The 19,475-nt window shown below is 54.8% G+C and carries 21 protein-coding genes; 14 read left to right on the top strand and 7 right to left on the bottom strand.

Features of this window, described 5'->3' with window-relative positions; translation table 11 throughout:
* The first annotated feature begins 21 nt into the window (after positions 1-21).
* The 4 genes from V8G57_RS02195 (at position 22) to V8G57_RS02210 (ending at position 3,538) form a co-directional block, all read left to right on the top strand.
* Positions 22-705: a TetR/AcrR family transcriptional regulator gene (locus tag V8G57_RS02195; protein ID WP_342827996.1), complete on the top strand. Its 684-nt coding sequence runs from the start codon at positions 22-24 to the stop codon at positions 703-705.
* A gap of 57 nt (positions 706-762) precedes the next feature.
* A complete protein-coding gene (locus tag V8G57_RS02200) occupies positions 763-1,551 on the top strand; it encodes a MipA/OmpV family protein (RefSeq protein WP_342827997.1) in 789 nt (262 codons plus the stop codon).
* Positions 1,552-1,809: 258 nt separating this feature from the next.
* Positions 1,810-2,475 carry a DUF3313 domain-containing protein gene (locus tag V8G57_RS02205; RefSeq protein WP_342827998.1) on the top strand — a complete coding sequence of 222 codons (666 nt, stop codon included), beginning with the start codon at positions 1,810-1,812 and terminating at the stop codon, positions 2,473-2,475.
* A gap of 484 nt (positions 2,476-2,959) precedes the next feature.
* The gene (locus V8G57_RS02210; RefSeq protein ID WP_342827999.1) at positions 2,960-3,538 is read left to right on the top strand and encodes a hypothetical protein; all 579 of its coding nucleotides are present in this window, start codon (positions 2,960-2,962) and stop codon (positions 3,536-3,538) included.
* A gap of 202 nt (positions 3,539-3,740) precedes the next feature.
* On the opposite strand, the gene V8G57_RS02215 is transcribed toward V8G57_RS02210, so the two are convergent.
* From V8G57_RS02215 to V8G57_RS02235, 5 genes are all read right to left on the bottom strand, one after another.
* Positions 3,741-4,391, bottom strand: coding sequence for a glycoside hydrolase family 19 protein (locus V8G57_RS02215; protein ID WP_342828000.1), 651 nt, complete (start codon positions 4,389-4,391; stop codon positions 3,741-3,743).
* A 67-nt stretch (positions 4,392-4,458) separates the two neighbouring features.
* Positions 4,459-5,040 carry a DUF2589 domain-containing protein gene (locus tag V8G57_RS02220; protein ID WP_092392716.1) on the bottom strand — a complete coding sequence of 194 codons (582 nt, stop codon included), beginning with the start codon at positions 5,038-5,040 and terminating at the stop codon, positions 4,459-4,461.
* A gap of 352 nt (positions 5,041-5,392) precedes the next feature.
* Positions 5,393-5,932, bottom strand: a complete 540-nt coding sequence (locus V8G57_RS02225) for a hypothetical protein (protein ID WP_342828001.1) — start codon at positions 5,930-5,932, stop codon at positions 5,393-5,395.
* Positions 5,933-5,934: 2 nt separating this feature from the next.
* Positions 5,935-6,171: a hypothetical protein gene (locus V8G57_RS02230; RefSeq protein ID WP_342828002.1), complete on the bottom strand. Its 237-nt coding sequence runs from the start codon at positions 6,169-6,171 to the stop codon at positions 5,935-5,937.
* Positions 6,172-6,219: 48 nt separating this feature from the next.
* The gene (locus V8G57_RS02235) at positions 6,220-6,741 is read right to left on the bottom strand and encodes a DUF2589 domain-containing protein (protein ID WP_092392244.1); all 522 of its coding nucleotides are present in this window, start codon (positions 6,739-6,741) and stop codon (positions 6,220-6,222) included.
* 251 nt (positions 6,742-6,992) lie between these two features.
* Here V8G57_RS02235 and V8G57_RS02240 point away from each other — a divergent pair, with 251 nt between their 5' ends.
* The 5 genes from V8G57_RS02240 to V8G57_RS02260 all read left to right on the top strand — a co-directional run bounded on the left by V8G57_RS02240 (position 6,993) and on the right by V8G57_RS02260 (position 12,295).
* Positions 6,993-7,853, top strand: a complete 861-nt coding sequence (locus tag V8G57_RS02240; protein ID WP_342828003.1) for a hypothetical protein — start codon at positions 6,993-6,995, stop codon at positions 7,851-7,853.
* Between the two features lie 93 nt (positions 7,854-7,946).
* Positions 7,947-9,188, top strand: coding sequence for a TAXI family TRAP transporter solute-binding subunit (locus V8G57_RS02245; protein ID WP_342828004.1), 1,242 nt, complete (start codon positions 7,947-7,949; stop codon positions 9,186-9,188).
* Between the two features lie 53 nt (positions 9,189-9,241).
* A complete protein-coding gene (locus tag V8G57_RS02250) occupies positions 9,242-10,048 on the top strand; it encodes a methyltransferase domain-containing protein (protein ID WP_342828005.1) in 807 nt (268 codons plus the stop codon).
* A gap of 101 nt (positions 10,049-10,149) precedes the next feature.
* Positions 10,150-11,667, top strand: coding sequence for a transporter substrate-binding domain-containing protein (locus V8G57_RS02255; protein WP_342828006.1), 1,518 nt, complete (start codon positions 10,150-10,152; stop codon positions 11,665-11,667).
* Positions 11,654-12,295 carry a polar amino acid ABC transporter permease gene (locus V8G57_RS02260; RefSeq protein ID WP_342828007.1) on the top strand — a complete coding sequence of 214 codons (642 nt, stop codon included), beginning with the start codon at positions 11,654-11,656 and terminating at the stop codon, positions 12,293-12,295. The genes V8G57_RS02255 and V8G57_RS02260 overlap by 14 nt, the downstream gene beginning before the upstream one ends.
* A gap of 134 nt (positions 12,296-12,429) precedes the next feature.
* Here the strand turns inward: V8G57_RS02260 and V8G57_RS02265 are convergent, their stop codons facing one another.
* On the bottom strand, positions 12,430-13,017 hold the full coding sequence (locus V8G57_RS02265; RefSeq protein WP_139219963.1) for a hypothetical protein: 588 nt from the start codon (positions 13,015-13,017) through the stop codon (positions 12,430-12,432).
* Between the two features lie 120 nt (positions 13,018-13,137).
* On the opposite strand from V8G57_RS02265, the gene V8G57_RS02270 reads away from it, so the two are divergent.
* From V8G57_RS02270 to V8G57_RS02285, 4 genes are all read left to right on the top strand, one after another.
* A complete protein-coding gene (locus V8G57_RS02270; RefSeq protein WP_175500840.1) occupies positions 13,138-13,278 on the top strand; it encodes a hypothetical protein in 141 nt (46 codons plus the stop codon).
* 246 nt (positions 13,279-13,524) lie between these two features.
* The gene (locus V8G57_RS02275; RefSeq protein ID WP_139219964.1) at positions 13,525-14,052 is read left to right on the top strand and encodes a winged helix-turn-helix domain-containing protein; all 528 of its coding nucleotides are present in this window, start codon (positions 13,525-13,527) and stop codon (positions 14,050-14,052) included.
* 244 nt (positions 14,053-14,296) lie between these two features.
* Positions 14,297-16,714, top strand: a complete 2,418-nt coding sequence (locus tag V8G57_RS02280) for an alkaline phosphatase family protein (protein ID WP_342828008.1) — start codon at positions 14,297-14,299, stop codon at positions 16,712-16,714.
* A gap of 152 nt (positions 16,715-16,866) precedes the next feature.
* A complete protein-coding gene (locus V8G57_RS02285) occupies positions 16,867-18,159 on the top strand; it encodes a cytochrome-c peroxidase (RefSeq protein WP_342828009.1) in 1,293 nt (430 codons plus the stop codon).
* A gap of 45 nt (positions 18,160-18,204) precedes the next feature.
* On the opposite strand, the gene V8G57_RS02290 is transcribed toward V8G57_RS02285, so the two are convergent.
* Entirely contained in the window at positions 18,205-18,723 is a 519-nt protein-coding gene (locus tag V8G57_RS02290) for a thermonuclease family protein (RefSeq protein ID WP_342828010.1), read from the bottom strand.
* 59 nt (positions 18,724-18,782) lie between these two features.
* Here V8G57_RS02290 and V8G57_RS02295 point away from each other — a divergent pair, with 59 nt between their 5' ends.
* Positions 18,783-19,472: a haloacid dehalogenase type II gene (locus V8G57_RS02295; protein ID WP_092392264.1), complete on the top strand. Its 690-nt coding sequence runs from the start codon at positions 18,783-18,785 to the stop codon at positions 19,470-19,472.
* The last annotated feature ends 3 nt before the right edge of the window (positions 19,473-19,475 follow it).

Below are 19,475 nucleotides of genomic sequence, written 5' to 3' on the forward strand. Positions count from 1 at the left end.
GACTGACGAATGGAGTTACAGATGGTAAGAGTAAAAACAGAGGCGCGTCGCCAAAATTTTCTGGCTGCCGCCCGAGATGTGTTCCAAGAGATGGGGTTTGACCATGCCTCGATGGATGAGATCGCAGCGCGCGTGGGGAGCTCGAAGGCGACGCTGTACCGCTACTTCGACTCGAAGGAAACTTTGTTCATGGAGCTGGTCCAAAGCTCAGCTAACGCGCAGGGCGGCGACATGATGGCTATGCTGCACCAGAGCGGTGGTGCGGCACCCGACCTGGAATTGACGTCGGAAGTGGCGGTGCCCAACCCGATGCTCGACCCCGGCGAGGACGTGGAAAGCACGCTCACGAAATTCGGCCGCTACATCCTGAAGAACTTCCATACCCCCAAATCGCTAGGCGTCCGACGCATGATGATTGCTGCGGCGGTGAATCCAGAAATAGGCAAGACGTATTACGAGCAGGGGCCGGCGCGCGCGACGCAGTATCTGGCGAACTATTTCGCTAACATCATCAAGGCCGGCAAAGTGCGTGATGCCGATCCGCATGTGATGGCTTGCCACTTCTACGGACTACTCCAGTCCGAGGTACACCAGGTGGGTCTACTCAATGTACTTACCACGCTGGACGACGAGCGCATCGCCGCCACCGTGGAGCGCGCGATGGACGTGTTTCTACGTGCGTACGGACTCCCGCCAAAGATTTAATTTCTCTCATATTTTCCACTTTTTCCCCATTTTTTTGCGCAGCAGAAAGGATATTCCATGCCCCAAATTTCCCGCTTTTCCTTGAGGTACAACCGTTCCTGTTCAGCGACGATCGTCGCGCTTGCAAGCGTCTTGGTTTGGGGGTCGGCATCGGCGCAGACCGCCAGCACCGATGCCTCGACATGGACATTGGGCGGCGGTGTGTCGGTGATCAAAAAAGGCTATCGCGACATCGACAGAGATGTGCTCCCGCTGCCGCTGATCTCATACGAAAGCAAGTGGATCAGTGCCTCGGTTCCAACCCTGGATGTGAAACTCAATTCGAATGAGAATCTGTCGATGCGCTTGCGGGCGCGATATGCGGGTGATGGATATGACACAGACGATTCGCCGTTCCTGGCCGGTATGGACGATCGCAAGGGCAGCATATGGATCGGTGGTGCCGTGATCTGGCGTCCGCAGTTCGCTAACTTGTCGGCCGAGGTGCTGCACGATGTATCCGGGTATAGCAAAGGTGTCCGCGCCAAGTTACAGGTAAATCGCCGCTTTGCATTTGGCACCTTTGGCGTCACACCAAGGCTGGGAGTCGAATGGGTCGACAGCAAGTATGTCGATTACTACTATGGCGTGAAGACTTCGGAAGTACGTGCGGGACGCGGCTTCTATCAGGGCAACTCCACCGCGAACATCGAGGCGGGTGTCAGGTTGGACTACAGCATCGCGCGTCGCCACACCGTGTTCTTTGATGTGCGCTCCTCCCGCTTCGGGAGCGCGATCAAAGACAGTCCGCTGGTCGATCAATCCAGTGAAACTGGCGTAAGTCTCGGCTATATCTATCGTTTCTAACCAGGTCCCCGCCATGAATTTTTCCGCTTATTCGTGCTGGTCGCGATTATCGTTAATACCAGCGCATGCGAGAGTCGCCCCATCAAGTCTAAAGCGGAGCCGGCAGCTGTTGCGGCGTCTAATCAAACGGGCGTCAACGATCTCCCAATGCATAAAGCCATTCTTTTGGGTGTCATCGAGTAAATCATTACCGCAATTATTAATACCAACACTAGGTGACGACAAACGTCTTCCGGAAAAATCTGAAAAGGAATTGAAATGTACGTATCCGTCAAGGCGAGTCGCCTGGCAATAATTGCAGTGTCCTGCATAGCACTTACGGCTTGTAGCACCACGCAACCGAATTCGTACTCAGGAATCTCGTCGTCATCGAAGCTGATGCCGAATCAGAACAACGATACCGGACGTGTTCCGTATAGCTATTCGACCCCTGTGGAATGGCGGAAATACAACGCGATCATCATTGATCCGGTCGCGATTTACCGGGGACCGGATCAGCAATTCGGGGACATGGCAGACAAAGACAAGGATGCTCTTGCTAGTTACATGCAGACCAAGTTCACTGAAAAGCTGGCGCCCCGTTTCACGCTCACCCGCAACCCGGCTCCAAACACACTGCGCCTTAAACTGACGCTGACCGGCGCCGAGACCAATACCCCGGTGCTGGCGACACTGTCACGATTTGATATCTTCGCGGGTATCTACAACGGGGTGCAAAACGCGCGTGACCGGGAAGGAACGCTGACAGGCTCTGTCATCTATGCGGTCGAGGTCTACGATGCGACTAGCGACCGCCTGCTTAGCGCCTTCGTTACTAAGCAATATCCTCGTCCTTGGAGCTTGGGGGCCAGCATGGGATCGTTAGCGGCCTCGAAAGCCGGCATCGAAAAAGGTGCGGATGCGCTGGCTGACCATCTGAAATGATGTCAAACCAGGAGGTTGCGGCGTCGACTTCAGGTGCTGACTGTCAATACCTGATCGCTTGCGGATTCGAATTTCGAAAAATGAGAGCAAAGGGGGCGCGCATTTTGACTCGAAATCGTTTCCGCATTCAATGGAAGAATGGCTTAAATAAAGGGCGCAAAGCCTGGGGAAATTCCCGGTTTGCGGAAATGATTTCTACCTAAGTAATTGATTTCATTTGAATATTCCTTAGACTTGAAAACTAGCGACGGTTTATCCCGTTCGTGAGTTCGAATCTCACCGCTTTCGCCAGATATTCCCATTAACCCCTTGATGCTTAAGGGGTGTTTGTTTTTCTGGCTGCTCTGGTATGCCATTCGACATGCCATCTTTGCCTGGAACGGATTGGATGCGCCTGGGTAGGCAGGGCGATTGGAGTCGTGAAATATCCCTGTCATATCTTTCGGCTATCGTCGATGTTTAAATCCAATCTGGATAACTTTGTATGACAGCGTCGCGACCTTACTCATTGTCCGCAGTTTTCATCAAGACCGCAAAAGGCCGCGAGGAAATTGCGCAGCGCACATTTGGTTTGTCGTCCCGTCAGCGCAGCGTTCTCATCGTGATGGATGGCACCAAGAATTTGGGCGCGCTCAAGGGAGTGATGCCGCAGAATGAATTGGACGATATCGTTTCTGTCCTCTCAACACATCTTTTTATTACTTTGTACGAGGCAGAACCCAAAAAGGTGCAAGAGATTCCTGTTGCGAAATCTTTTAGGCCTGCTCAGTTTTCTGCGCAGGAATCAATCGATGTTACGCCGCGACGAGTAGAAAACGCGCTGACTCAAGACGATACTGAAATCAGGGAAATTAAAGATTTTATGACCACCACGGCGCACACGTATCTAGGTCTGCTTGCCGCTGACGTCATTCAACAGATTGAACGCGCTAAAACATCCACCTCACTGAGGGCAGTCGTTGGGCAGTGGCATATGGCCTTGCGCAGCTCCAAGCACGGGAACCGGTTTGCCGGTCCATATCTTGAACAAGTCACTGCGGCTTTGGCAGCGAATGAAGGGTAGCTATTCTAGTGAACTCTGAAGGGTGCATAAAAGGAACCTGACCCTGGTTTTCAACGGAGAAGCGTATTTCCAGTTCGTGAAGAAAGTTGCGCCTACCCAGCTGCGCACTGAGCACCATCGACATTCGCATTGCATCAAGGCGACAGCGATATGTTCGTTCGTCGCTGCCGCCAAGCGTAAGGCCACTCCGTAAATCCACCGGCTATCCGAGCGCAAGGACTTGCGTTGCCTTGTTCCAATAGTCCAATCGCGATTGCAAACCTATATCGCCGCCGTTGATGCGTCGGCAGATCTTGATGAAATCATCCCTGGCATTGCCGTTCGGCTTGAGATCGGCAAGCTCATTCAGTCCTGCCGTGGCCCAATACCAGGCTGCTGAACGCGCTGCGCCTGCCGGTTCTTGCAATAATTCCGGTTGCGCCAGCAGGTCCAGTTTTAATGCCTTGCCACAGCGTTCATAGTTGTCGCGTCCGGTCAGTTGAATCAAGCCGCGGCCGCGATATTTCCAGCCGTCGCCGCTGGCTTCGTCGCCATTTCCAAGTCGATTGGCGTAAACGTTGCTAGCCAGTTTTTCCGGATTGCTGGCATATTGGAGCGCGACGCTGTCGGTCGGAAAGCGGTGCGGCCATACCTGGCGCAGCCGTACAGACGAGTAGTTGAGATTCTCCGACAGGACTTTCAACTGTGCCGATTCGTGCAGGATTTGCGCAAGGAATGCCGCCTGGCGATATGTGTTGTCGATTGACCATTCTGTGAGTGCGGCGTTGATGGGATCGAGCCAAAGAGTGACTCGGGAATTGTCAGCTGCGGTGTCCAGCAAGCTGGCAAGCTGTTCTTGGGAGATGGCAGGCATAGTGTCCTCTGAAAGAAAAACAAGCAAATCCGTGCACAGATTCACTTGCTTGAAGTCGCATTAAAATTTACGGACCGACAGCGACAGCTGGCTTGGTGCCATTGGATCTAGGCTGGATGGACGATTGCAGAATGTCCAGTACCCGTGCCAGGCCTTCCGGCATGCCGTTATCTTCAGCCAAGACTTCCACGTGGTATTTGGCGGAATTGTCGGATGAGCGGGTGTTTTCCTTGTGGGTTGCAACCGAACCTTCGACGTGCACCGTGGCGCTGAACATGCCCCAGCCGAACTTCATGTCGGCCGACATTTTGGCCGATGCATCGGTGGATTCCTTGGAGGCGAAAGAAGACTTCACTTCCATGTCAAAGGTGATATCCACCTTGGTGATCGACAGCGCCGGCACCTTGACGATTGCCAGCAAAGGCACATCCAGAGAAACGCTTTCTTCAATCGTTTTGGTGGCGTCATTGGGATCGGCGATCGGCCGGGTGAACGCAAAGTGCGCCGTGCGCGTCGCGCCTACGCCATTTGGATCATTCGCAGCCGGCGGCAGAAAGCCGATGTACTTAATAAAATTGGCAGTAGCGTTCGCCAACTTGATTTGGGCATCGCAAGCGGCAGTCAATGGGCTGCCAATCAGGTCGCCCATCGGCAAGCCCTTGAACTGAGACGCCATATCGATAAGATCAGACATTGTTTACTCCTTTAGAAATGACCCAGACGGGTCTGAAAAAAGCCATGCTGCAAAACCGCAGCCTGGCGCCGAGTCGCGCATGACGCGCTCAGGACAATCTTAGGATTGGCAAACAATGAGTTCGTGACATTTCCTGTCGTATCGGCTGGGTGGCGCGCGAAGTGAGCAGGGGAATGGAGAAGGGGATTGGAGTTGTAGAAAAGTTGAGCCGGATTTTTTAAGCAAAAAAAATGACGGAATCTACCGTCATTAAATTGACATCCTACCGACTCCAGGATCGTTGTAATGCAACAGGCGGTCGCTACATTTATTCAATCTTGCGGATCCAGAATTTGCGCCACATTTTCTGCGACGAACGCCACCAGGAAGTGTCCGGAATCAGGCTGGAAAATTTTGACTGCTGATCCTCCGTTAGCAGAAAGATCCAATTTCGACGACTGCGTTTCGGCCGCATCGCTTTACCCGGACCTAGCGCCAGATTGGTCCCATCTTTGGCGACCTGAATTTCCAGATGCTTCAGTACGTGGGGATGGCGTATTTTCTGCCACCAGTTCGGCGTCTGGAGCATGAGCACCACTTGAGATTCCTTGTCGAATTTCCTGGTCGTCAGGTAACAGGGCAGGCTGAAAATAAAATCCTGCAAGCTATAGCCGTGATTCCTGTGGAATTTATCGTAGGGGATGGTTAGCAGTTCGTATGTCGCCTGATGCGGCAGGCGATACGAAAATACTTGCGTTGCATCTGCGCCTTTCTGTTCAGAGATAGCAGGCAAGTCGCGGTTGACTTGTTCAAATACGCGGGACAGCTCAGCACAAAACACATCCAGCGTTAAGGTGATGGCCGTCATGCTCAGTCCAGATGCAGCGGCTTGCGCGCAAAGCCAAGGTGGTACACGGCGTATTGCAGCACCACCTGATGCTCGCCGATGTTATACAAGCCGAAGCATTTTTCCACATTGAGGATAAAGCCGCGCGGCGTGCCGCTTAAACAGCGGTTAACCAGATCCATGGCTTCCTGGACTTCGGCCTCGGTGCGGATGTTTTGCGGGTTGTCGTTGCCAACCACGATGCGTTTGATAAAACGCATTTCAGTTAAACGAAAGCGATCCATACTCACGTTGCACTCCTTTTTTGATTACTCCTGCACCAGTCCGGTTGGACCCTGTTCTTTCACCACATCGTTGAGCAGGCGCGCCAGCCCGTCCGATTTTTCCGTGGCCTGCAGTTTCAATTTGATGTGCGCTATATTCCTGTCCCGGGAGCCGTTATTTGCGCTGGCAGGGCTGACCATGAGCCCGGCCTTTCTGCCCGCCGGCGCCGCCATGCCGGTCTGACTCATGATGGATTCGTTGTGGCCGCTGCGATCCTGCTCTTCAAACGCGCCCAGTTCCATGTCCAGATCAATCTCTGCCTCGCCGATGATGAGCGAACTGTGCGGCACCAGCGACAGCAAAGGCAGGCGGTAATGCAACATGTCACCGGGCTTGGCGGTGCTGTGTACCGCCGGTAACTTGAGCTCGATGGTGGTGGGTTGCTTATCATCAGTAAAGAAAGACGCAATGTTTGCTACCTGTGCTTTTTCCACCATGTGCTGTGCATTCATGATGGATCCGGCAATCGCAAGCACCATATCTTCCAGGCTGGTTAAATTGGCCATGACTACTCCAGTTTGTTGTAGGGTTTGTGAATCGGCCGCGACTCTGTTCTGCCGGGTTCAGACGCAAGCATACGAATCTGTGCAATCCCTCTTCTAACCATTTCTGACCATTTTCCTGAGGCCGCAGAAGCAGCAGATTTGGTCAGGAATGGCGTTGTTTTCCCCCTTTAATCTGTGATTCATGACGTTTTCTCTGCCGTGCAAACGAGCGGCGTCATTGATTTTTCCATCAACTTAAAAGGGGTATCTCCATGAAGTCAACGTCAGGAAATCGCACCGTCAGGGTGCTGCAGCAATGCATGTTTGCGATGTTTTTTTTGCTTGCAAGCCAGTCTTCATTTGCGGCGGGAAAAACTTCCGGCCTCATCCACCTTCCGATTGATGGGCGTCCTCCGATTCCAACGGCAATCAACTGGTCGGCGGAGCTGCTCAATGCCGCCAATGCCGCACTGGCCGCAAAAAATCCGCCGGCTGCAGCAATGCCCAGCGCGACAACCTGGGTTGGAACCAACTTTTCCAGGCACCACATCATTCCGCAACAGTATTTGCAGGCGCTGGTTGGCCTCAGCCAGGCAGCGGATAGCGACATAGCGGATACAGACGCAAACAAGCTGGCCCTGCAAGCCGCACTTAGAAAAATCCGCTACCCGAGTGCGGCCCCTTTACTGACGGGCATGGTATGGGCGCCGGTCAATCTGTTTGAAGGTCCCGTCGGATTTCTGCGCAGCGATGAGCCGGGCAATGATTTTGAACTCAACAAGCCGCGCAGTTTCGACGAAAAGCGCTGGAATGCGTTGCGGAACGTGGTGGATGTCATGACAGTCCTGGAATTCAGCAACCAGGGCACCGAATTCACTGTGTCAGCGCAGACTCTGAATGCAAGGGGAGGACTGGCTAAACTGACGGCTGCGGTGGTGGATCTGGCTAAATATACACAGGCAAACCCAGTTCCTATTCATCGCTTTGCCAATGCCGACTGGGTCGATGGCCGCAGCCTGTCTGCCATCAACCTGCAAGATCTGGTGGGATTTTCCAACAGTCTGATAGTCACCGATTCGCTGGTGGCCAGCAAGAAGAACGCCTATCGCCTGAAGCTCAAGAACGAGCGTTGATTTCTGCGAACGGCGGCACACAAAAGCGACGCCCCGCTTTTGTGTGCATTCCGATCTTCTTTTACTTTCTGTATTCCTGCGCGGATTCTATTTATGCAAAAAGATATGTTGCGGCTTGCGCGGCTGCTGCTTTGCCTCGGCCTGATTTTCATTATGCTCTACGCCACGTTCAGCGCCGTTCCTTCGCGTCGGATCAGGATCGCCGCTGGTCCGGAGGACGGCAGTTTTTATGCGATGGCGCTTCAGTATAAAAAGATACTGGAGAAAAAATCCTATCGGGTTGACATTGTCTCTTTTCAAAACACAGATGAAATTTCCGCCGAGGTGGCGGACAGCACAAAACATATTGATATCGGTTTCGTAGCAAACGATCTGCAGGGTAAAAGCCAGGCTAGCCTGATATCTCTTGGAGAGATTCAACTGCAACCCATTTTCATTTTCGTAAACCGGAAAGTGGAAACGGAAAGGAGCATTCTGTCGCTCGCCGACCTGCGCGGTTTAAGCCTGGTTCTTCCTCCCGAAAAGAGCGTCACCAGCCAGACCTTGCTGAGCATGTTCGCGGCATACGGCATAGACCAACGCAATACGCTTATCCGCTTTCTTCCTTTGAATATCGGGGTCGCCCGGCTTGCCCGCGAAGAATTTGACGGCGGCCTGTTTATCTTGGGCGCCGAGAGCGAGTTGATGGCAGAACTGGGAAAGAACAAGAAATTTGTTCTGGTGGAGCTGACGCAGCAATCGGCCATCGTAAAGAAATTTCCCTTTTTGCAGAAAGTAACTCTGCCGAACGGCATCTTTGATCTGAAAGGGAAAATTCCAAGTGGCGATGTCAAGCTGTTGGCGGCGAATATCTCAGTAGTTGCTCAAAAAAAATTACCGCCGGCCACAACTTATGCATTGCTGGAGGCGATGCGAGAAGTGCATCGCAACAGTAACTACGTCAGCAATGCAGACGAATTCCCTAAATATCGCGGCACTGCGATCCAGACCAATGATCTGGTCAGCGACTTCTACCGCAACGGCACACCCTGGATTTTTTCCACCTTCCCGATAGCAATTGCCAGCATCCTCGATGCCTACCTGGCGCCGCTTCTGGGGCTTTGGTTCGTGCTCAGCATATACAGGGTTTTTATTCAGTTTGAAAAAATTCGCAGTCTGACTTTGTTTTTTCTGGCCCATCTGCTGATTTTCTGGACGCGATGGCATATCAGGAATGGCCGGCCTTTATCCGCACGCGTTCGATTTTTTCTGGAAAAAATCGAATCCGCAATAAAGAGGGAGGAGCGGGGCCTGCCTGTGTTGCTGGCGGAAATAAGACATATCAAACAGCTTTAGCACGCAGCGAATCATTGTCGCTTTCCACGTCAATCCACGCAGGAGACCATGCCATGTCCATAGATGCGAACGATATAAGCAGAACAATGCAAGAAACTTATGATCATTATTTCCTAAGCGATGGATATCGTCGACGCTATCCCGAACCTAATGTCGCAACCATGACGTATTTGCTGGAAAAAGGATTGGCCGAAGTCGACCAGATCCTTGATTTCGGTTGTGGAAATGGCCGATATTCGTTGGCCTTGCTGGAAAAGTCGCAGGCCCATCTAACCGCCTACGATATTTCTGCTGCTTCTTTGACTGAGTTCGAATCCCGGCTGCGAACCACGTCTCACCGCGAGCGCGTTACTTTTGTGTATGGCGATCTGGATGGCTTGAACAGATACGCCTGCTACGATGCAATTCTCATGTTGTTTGGCGTCTTGTCGCACGTGGTCGAACGCAATTTGCGGCTTGAGACTTTGCATAAAATGCGCAGTCTGATTCGGGCCGATGGAAAATTGATTTTATCTGTTCCTTCAATCTTCCGGCGCAGACCTTGGGAATTGTTCAAATACGGGCTGGCTCGAACTCTGGGCCATGCCCGGCCGCCGCATGATGAAGCGGGCAATATCTGCTTCACGAGGCGCATCCAGGGGCGCAACCTGACGTTCTTCTATCATCTCTACTCATTGCGTACCTTATGCGAAGAGTTGGCTGAGGCTGGATTTGCGATCAGCGAGTGGCAGCCGGAAAGTGTGTTTCCTGAGTGGCTGGTAACGCAATCCAGTTTGATGCGTTGTCTCGACCGGCGCCTGTGCTCCTGGATTCCGGCTGAACTTGGCTATGGCATGCGAGTGCTGGCCAATCCTGTATGAAACCGGGCAGGAGAATCCGGCGATCGGGATGGCAAATAGGCTGCGCTTGTTTACTTGTATTCGTTCTCATGTTCGTTGCCGCTGCGCATGCCGAAAGTCGCATGGATTTAATCAAAAAACGCGGTGTGCTGATCGTGGGAGTCAAGACGGATTACCCGCCTTTTGGGATGTTATCGCCGGATGCAACGCTCCAGGGTTTTGAGCATGACTTGGCAGAAGATCTGGCGCGGGGCCTAGGCGTCGCCCTGCGCAAAGTGGCGGTGACTGGGGCTAACCGCTTGCAGGTACTGGATGAAGGCGGAATAGATCTGACGATCGCGACTTTAGGCGATACCTACGCACGGAGGCAGATTGCCGATTTGATAGAGCCCAACTACTACTCTTCCGGCGTAACGTTAATGACGCGGCCGGACAGCAAGCTAGACACCTGGGCCGACGTGCGGGGGCAAAAGGTATGCGCCACCCAAGGCAGTTACTTCAACCGCGCAATGGCTACCCGCTATCTGCTGGATTTGCAGATATTTGCAAATGGCCGCGACGCCAAACTGGCAGTGCGCGACGGCCGTTGCGCCGGCTGGCTGTTTGATAACACAGCGATCGCGGGCGATTTATTGTCAGATGAGTGGAAATACTACAAAACCAAACTGCGCCCGCAGCTTCTGACGCCATGGGCCATAGCTATTGCGCGCTCTGAAAAAGGCGGTGCATTGGAGCGCTTCATCGGCGATACCGTCGCGCAATGGCATCGGCGCGGCATTTTGCTTGAACTGGAAAAGAAATGGCGCCTGCCGCCTTCCATTTTTTTGACCGAGATGCATACCTTGTGGAATGAGAAAGATGAAAAGGGCGCATTCGTTTGCCGGCGTTTGCCGGACGGCCAATGGCCGGTAGTTTGCCGTAACCCTATCTTCATCACATCAACTGAAACCACAGGCTTGCGTCAATTCGGATTGCTGGTCAAAGAAAAAACCGGCGTCAATCTCACCTTCATTTACGACGACTATGAGCGTGATCAATTTATCCGTGCTTTATTCACCACGTTGGCGCTCACGGCTTCTTGCGTATTCGGCAGCCTGGTTAGCGGCATGATCTTCGCGCTGGCCATAGAGCAGAGGATTCCGCTGCTCAGTCAATTTTTAAAAGGTTTTACTTTAATTGGCAGAATGACCCCGCCTCTGTTGCAGATTTACGTGCTGGCATTTGGAATAGGCAGCGTACTGGCAGCCAACTGGGGGATACAGCTGAACTCCTTCCTGATTGTCGTGCTGTGCCTGTGCTGGTACACCGGATCAGGTATTTTGCACATTCTGGAAAATGCCAGCGACAAAGAACGTTTGCGAGATCCCGGCTTTCGGCTGAACTTAGGTACTTTACGAGCAATCGCGAGTCGCTGTTCGACATCGATATTGGCGTCCCTGGTGAATGTGAGCAAAGCCACCATGATGGCCAGTGCTGTTGCAGTGCCTGAACTGTTGTCGGTGTCCACTTCAATTATCGCTGAGCACGGAACGGTGGCAACGATGATGAATACATTGATGCTGTTATTCCTGGTTCTGGTGTTCGTGGTGCTGCGTCTGTTGCAACGGGTAGAGCGGAGGTGGTGCCATGGGATGGATTGAAATCACGAGAAATCTGCTTGAGTGGACTCCCTTTTTGGCAATTGGCTTTATGTGGAATATCCTGATTTCCGTGCTCGCATTGGGTATTGGCGCGGCCTGCGGCGGCCTGCTGGTTCTGTTACGGCTGTCCCGCCATCGGAAGCTGGCTCTTGCAGGAGCCAGCTTGACCGAATTCATGCGTAATGTGCCGACATTTGTATTCCAGTTTTATCTGATGTTCATGCTGCCGGAATCATTGATGTTGCCATTTTCTACTATCAACCTGTCTTTTCCTTCCTGGCTGAAAGCGGCGTTGGCGCTGGCATTGGCCGTGGCGGGTTTTGTTTCAGATAATTTGCTCAGTGCGATACAGGCATGGCGCAACGAAAGATTTCAGAACGCACTGCTTTTTATCCCTAATTTGTGTAATTTCTTTGTGATTATTATCATGGCGTCCTCCACCGCCTCGGTGATAGGCGTGTCGGAATTGGTCAGCCGCTGCAACACAGTCATCAACGCCAGCGGAACGACACAGATCATGTTATGGGTTTACCTGTATGCGATGATCTGGTTCTTTTTGTTTTGTTATATGGTGACGGCGGCCATCAATAAATTCAGTTCCGGCATGTTGCGCCGTATAAGTATTTAACTGGAATTTTCGCTAAAAGTAGAAAAGGCGGGCATCGGATCGGACGATCCGATTGCCCGCCTGCGATGGATCTCATGCGATGCGTCAGGAGGATGAAGCAGCGGGATTCAGGGCGCCCCGAAAAGGCGCCGGCATTAACTGAGTCCTGGCAGATAGTGCGTCAGCTTATCGTAGCCGTTGTCTTTCAGTGCCCTGACGGCATCAGCCCCTTTCTTTCCCCATGTCAGGACATCTCCATTGGCGTCAACATATACCCAGTGCAACAGGCCGTATCGATAGTTGCCTTGGTTGTCTCTTTTCCCCAGGCCGTAAATCGCGTTTTTATACGGTAGCGGCTTATCGAGATTCAAGGCGTTGGTGGTTGCTGTCGTCGCATGAAAATCATAGTTCAAGAAGCCCAGGTCTTTGCACAGCAGGCTGACGGCCGCTGCGGTCATCGCAATTCCCACCTGTTCATCCATTGCATGGTTGCCACGCATCTTATCCGTGACTTCTTTGAGGCTTTTATAGGCAAACACTGCCCCGAAAACCTTTGAAAAGTCCAGTAGTTCTGCTGACCGGTCTGCATGATTTCTGCAGAAATTCTCGATCAGAGGGAACAACGTCCCATAGGTGTCAGCCGCGAGATTGCCTCCCGGCTTGTGGTTCAGGTTGGCGGCCTGAACGGCTGCGACAAAACCGCACACTCCCCAGTTATTCTGATTCAGTTCTTCGCTTTTCATAATCATTCCTTTTCATGTGGGCGTATATGGCGTTGAGCCATATACTTAAACGGACCACCGCTTAATCAATAGAAGGCGGCCGCACGGAATCTTTTTCGCTTTCGTGCCCAGCGTGTCGGCATGAAAACCTCAAAGATCATGAAAAGAGTAATCTCGGCATTTGCCTGGAAAATGATGATTCCTGACATGGGCAAAGCGCTGACTGGAATGCGCAAAGGAGAGAGTGACAGTAGTGGGGCAGCTCGCTGGCAGGGCGAATGATTCACAGAATTGGATGCAAATATGCCCGTTGATCGGGCAAACGAGATACGGGATTTTCAGGCCATCATGGCGATGAATTTACATTCAGGGCGGACCTGCCTGTGTTACGGATGCATTAGCAACAGCGTTTCCCATCCGTGGATCATCATGTTTCTAAAAAAATATGGAAAATGTCATGAATTGTCATGATAACAGTATTTCCATGAACCAACATATGGCTATGAATCTACTTTGTTGGGGCAAAAAATGATGACGTTGCTTCTCCTGAACGATGACACTCGGGATAAAAATGAGATCTGCGATTTTTTCAGCAGCGCCGGTTATCAGATCAATTGGAGCGAAACATCGGCTACCTTTCTGGCCGGACAAAGCCTGAGGGAACAAAATAAATCCATCACCATCCTTCAAATAGATCACACGCATCCATTCCCCCCCGACATAGCCAACCTGACCCAGGGCCTCATGGTGCCTTGGCGCCTGTCCTTGCATCAGCGGACCTTGACTGCGCCAAACAACAACAAGATCAAACTTACCAGCCTTGAATTTACATTGATCAAAACCTTCGCCCTGCTGGAAAAAGGCGAGGTGGCGTCCAGGAAGAAGATTATTGACGAATTTGGCGAGCACTATTTGAGCTACGATCAAAACCGGCTGGACACCATGATCATGCGCTTACGCAAGAAAATCAGACATGGACTGGGACTGACACTGCCCTTAAATACGGTGAGGGTGCGCGGATTCAGCTTTGACGATCTACTCATCCTCGATCACTAAGATGCTGCAATCCGTGACATCTTCATAGCTTGCCTTTTATTTTCCGAACACAACACACTAAATCATCCGGCGCAATGGAACGCTCATTCTAAACAAGCGGTCTGTTGCTTTTTTCAGCTTCGGAAATTCCTGACATCAGGCAGTCACATTTCCTCGTGAGAATGCGGGTTTATCCAGATGCAGCCGCCTGTGGCGCCCATGCACTCTGGCCTGAATCTGACAATCATCCAATCACGGGATAACCATGAAACTTCGTTCCTTGGCGCTGGCATGCGCAACGCTAGCCTATCTGAGCGGCTGCAGCGGTGGCGGCGGAAATGCGCTCGGCGCTGGCGGCGCCACGGTAAACGGCGTTGCGGCGAGCGGTAAAGCGCTGGCTGGCGTCAATGTAACCATCACCGACAGCAGCGGCCAGAACGTACAGACGGCGCTAACCGACGCCAGCGGCAAATTCACGCTGACGCTGAAAGGCAGCGCGCCTTTTATCCTGACCGCGCCGTTTAACGACGCCGATGGCAGCGCCGCCACATTGTCTGCTGTCATCAATCCGAGCTCGACCCAGGTGGGGACCGTGCAAGCCAACCTGAATCCTCTGACCTCGCTGGTGACCCAGCGTGTGCTCGGCCTGATCCCGAACGGCAGCCCGAGCGCAGCGCAAATCAGCGCTGCTAAAATCAGCTCAGCCAGCATAGCGCAGGCAGTCAGTGACGTCTCCTTGCCGCTGCAGCCTTTGTTTACTGCGCTTGGCGTGCCTGCCAGCGAGACCGGCGATCCGATAGGCAGCACCGCCTACCAGGCGATTGCAAGCGATCCGCTCGATAATCTGTTCGAGCTGGCGCACTTTACCGTACATACCGGCCAGGTCGCGGTCGGCGCCGACGCCAATCGCGCAGTCCTGACGATCCCGGCCAGCGGCAGCGTCAGCGGCGCATTGCCGGCGAGCGCGATCCAGTCGCTGGTGGCGCTGAACAACGGCCCGACCACCACCCCGATCCAGAACGTCATCGTGATCGTCGGCGAAAACCAGACCTTCGATGCGGTATTCGGCGCTTATCAGCCGCCGCAAGGGCAGACCGTAAAGAATTTGCTGTCGCAAGGGATCATCAACGCCGACGGCACTCCCGGTCCGAACTTCAGCCTGGCGCTGCAAAACCAGGGGGCTAGCCAGACTGCCTATACGCTTAACCCGGCCCGCGCCGGCGCTTACGCTACCCTGCCGCAACCGACCGCAATCGGCGAACTCAGCCCGCCGACCTTCCAGAATCCGGGCGGCGTGCCGGATACCCGTTTCCCGGCAAACCTGCCGAACGGCCCGTTCCAGCTGACCAAATATGTGGCTTACGGCACCGCCAACAGCGCGCTGACCGGCGATCCGGTGCATCGCTTCTTCCAGATGTGGCAGCAAACCGGCGGCGACAATGCCAAGCTGGATATGTTTACCTGGGTCGCCGCCACCGTCGGCCAGGGCGGCGACACCACCGGCATCACACCGAGCAATCCGGGGCAGGGCGGCGAGCTGATGAGCTTCCTTAACATGAACACCGGCGATGCGCCTTTCTTCAAATCGCTGGCGCAGCAATATGCGTTGAGCGACAACTATCACCAGAGCATCATGGGCGGCACCGGCGCCAACTTCTTCAGCATCGCTACCGGCGACCTGCCGTATTTCAACAGCGGCGGCGCGGTTGGCGTGCCGCCGGCGAACCAGATCGAGAATCCGAATCCGCTGGCGCAAACTCCCAATTTCTATTCACAGGACGGCTACCAGGGCGGCTCCTACGTCAACTGTTCCGATGCGGGCCAGCCTGGCGTCGGCGCCATCCTGAATTTCCTTGTTGGCAAGAAGGTCAAGAGCAATTGCGAGGCCGGCAAATACTACCTGGTCAATAATTACAATCCGGGCTACGACATGAACGGCAATGTGCAGCCTATCGGTCCCAACAATTACAACTACCCGCCGCAAACCGTGCCCACCATCGCTGAAGGCCTGTCCAAGAAAAACGTCGGCTGGAAGTGGTATACGGGCGCTCGCGAAACAGCCGACGTCACCGCCGACGCCGCGGCCCTTGGTTTCCCGGTGTCGGTGACGCAAGGCGCCCAATACAACGCCATCGGCGATCCGCTGGTCGCGTCCAGCAACATCATGAACAGCAGCCTGAAATCGAACCTGGCAGGCCTCACCACCTTCTACAGCGACATCGCCAAGGGCAGCTTGCCTGCGGTTTCGTTCGTGGTGCCAAAGAACCTCGACAGCGGCCACCCCGGCTATTCAGCACCGGCGCGCTACGAGGCATTCCTGCAAGACCTGATCGCCAAGGTCAAGGCGAACCCGACGCTGTGGGCGCATACCGCGATCCTGGTCACTACCGATGAAGGCGGCGGCCACTTCGACACCGGCTACATCCAGAACGTCGACTTCTTCGGCGACGGCCCGCGCATCCCGTTCCTGGTAGTGTCGCCTTACGCCCGCACCGGCTTCATCGACCACACCTACTACGATCACTCATCGGTGCTGAAATTCATCGAGCGCAACTGGCGCCTGGCGCCGCTGTCGCCCCGCAGCCGCGACAACCTGCCCAACCCGGTCAGCCTCGCCGCCGACCAGTACCGCCCGGTCAACACCACCGCCATCGGTGACCTGATGGCAATGTTCAACTTCTGACCTGAAAAAATTAGGGTCAGAGTTGAATTAAAAAATGAGGGTCAGAGTCAAATATTTCCTCAAATAAAAATTCGACTCTGACCCTAATTTAAATGCGGTTTTATGGAAATGGGTTGAGAATCTTGGGTAACAATCGCGGCTGGCTTGTTTGCATGCGTTGGCATGGCGCTGCTGTGCTGTTTGCGGCTGCGTTGCTGGCTGGCTGTCACGATGCGGAAACGACGGCCCGGGCGGCGCATGCGGCTGGTGCGGCGCCGGCTGCGCCTAAACCGGCGCTGAAAATGTGGGTGCGTTATCCTGAGCCGCCGGCTGCGCTGAGTACTGCGGCGAGTTTGGGGAAGCAGATATTCTTCGATTCCTCGCTGTCGGCTTCCGGCGCCATGTCTTGCGCCACCTGCCACAGTCCGGACCATGCTTACGGGCCGCCCAACGGACTGGCCGTACAGCTGGGCGGCGCCGACATGCAACGGCAAGGGACGCGCGCCGTGCCGTCCTTGCGTTACCTGGGCTTCACTCCCAAGTTTACGCGCCACTACTACGTCCCCGGTCCGGACGATACCGAGGATGAAGGTCCTACCGGCGGCTTCACCCATGATGGCGCGGTCGACTCCTTGCATGAGCAAGCGCTGATTCCGCTACTTAACCCAAACGAGATGGCCAATCCGGATCCGCAGGCGGTGGTCGCCAAGCTGCAAAAGACCGCTTATGCCGAACAGTTCCGGCAAGCCTATGGCGCCGACATCTTCCAGCGGCCGGCGGCGGCACTGGAACAGGCGACGCTGGCGCTGGAAGCATTCCAGATTGAAGACGCGAGCTTCCATCCCTATACCAGCAAATTCGATGCGGCGATGGCAGGCAACGCCGAGTTTGCGCCGGCCGAATTGCGCGGCTACGGTCTGTTCAACAATCCAAGCAAGGGCAATTGCGCCAAGTGCCACATCGACACGCCCGGGCCGGGAGGACGGCCGGCGCAATTCACCGACTTCGGTTTCCAGGCGCTGGGCGTGCCGCGTAACCTCGAGATCGCGGCGAACCGCAATCCGAAATATGCCGACCTTGGCATCTGCGGCCCCGAGCGCAAGGATATGGCGCGGGAGGCGGAATTCTGCGGCATGTTCAAATCGCCCACCTTGCGTAACGTGGCGACGCGGGCAGTCTTCTTCCACAACGGCCGTTTCCATACGCTGGAAGACATGATGCATTTTTATGTCACGCGCGACACCGATCCCGCCAGGTGGTATCCGAAGGTAAAAGGCAAACTCGCCAAGTTCGACGACCTGCCGCCGCGTTACCGCGCCAACATCGATAACCTGGACGCTCCGCTGAACCGCAAGATGGGCGAAGCGCCAGCCCTGGACGAGGAAGAAATCGGCGACCTGATCGCCTTCCTGAAAACCCTCAACGACGGCTACTCGGCCAAATCGGGCGCCGCCCGCACCGAATGAAGCAATTCAGGGATGTGCCGCCGGCGCCATCCAGCCCGCCATGTTTCAGCAGCCGTACGCCTTGCGTCCGCCAATCCATTGATAGCGGCCGCCGCGCGGGCCGACATGGCAAGCCGCGCCGCGGGAGGCGCCGTGCCGGAAACGCCAGGGCGGCACCGGATTCGCGGCTGACCACAATCCGGTCCTGTTATTGCGCGCGATTGCCTCAAGAGCCTTGAGTTCGCGGTTGCTTCGCGCAGAGGTCCAAGCCATGCCGCGCTCCACCTGGGCCCGGCCGGCATCAATACCATTGCAGCGCACGGCCGCAACGCTGCGGCCGAAACGATCGGTGGCTCGCGTGTTGTACTGGACATCCGTGCCGGCGCAGAGCTGATGCAGCGATTGCCGGGCCTGCGGGCCGAACGCCTGCCTGATTTCCGGCGCGTCGATATCGGCCAGGCGCAGCTTGATCCGGTTGCGGCCAACCTGCAGCGTCATGCTGTCGCCGTCGGCCACGCTGACAACCTGGTGCGCGTACGCGGCCAGCGGCGCGAGCAGCAGAAAAGTGGCGAGCAGTATTCTCATTTACACTGAGGCATGGGGAAGAGGAAACGACTGATCCGCCAGCTTACAGAGGAAGAACAATGAAGAATATAAGAGGTATCGTATTCGATCTCTACGGCACGCTATACGACGTGCATTCGGTCGCTGCGGCCTGCGATGCCTATCACCCGGGCCGGGGGCGCGAAATCAGCACGGCCTGGCGGCAGAAGCAGCTTGAGTACACCTGGCTGCGCAGCCTGATGGGCGACTATGCCGATTTCGAGCAGGTTACTCGCGACGCCCTGGAGTTCACATCCGGGCAGCTGCGGCTGCCGCTCGGCGAGGCCGCGCTCTCAGCGCTCTGCGCGGAATATCTCAGTATCGCGCCGTACCCGGAAGTGCCCGCAGCGCTGGCAAGGCTGCAGGCAATAGGATTGCCGCTGGCGATCCTGTCCAACGGTTCTGCCAATTCAATACGCAGCGTGGTAGAGGCGTCCGGGCTGGAGCAGCGCTTCGCGCATCTGATCAGCGCCGACAGCGTGCGTGTCTTCAAGCCGCACGACAAGGTCTACCAGCTGGCGGAGCAGCAGATGCATTGCGATCGTTCGGAACTGCTGTTCGTGTCATCAAATGCGTGGGATGCGTCGGGCGCGCGGCATTTCGGCTATCCGGTCTGCTGGATCAACCGGGCCGGCAACGCGTTTGACGAGTTGGGGCAGTCGCCCGATCATATTCTGCAGGGGTTGGACCAGCTGGCGGACCGGTTTGAAACACGACGGCCAGCGGCCTGACTG

Origin of the sequence: Collimonas rhizosphaerae, assembly GCF_038896935.1 — a bacterium.
Classification (GTDB): Bacteria; Pseudomonadota; Gammaproteobacteria; order Burkholderiales; family Burkholderiaceae_D; genus Collimonas; species Collimonas rhizosphaerae.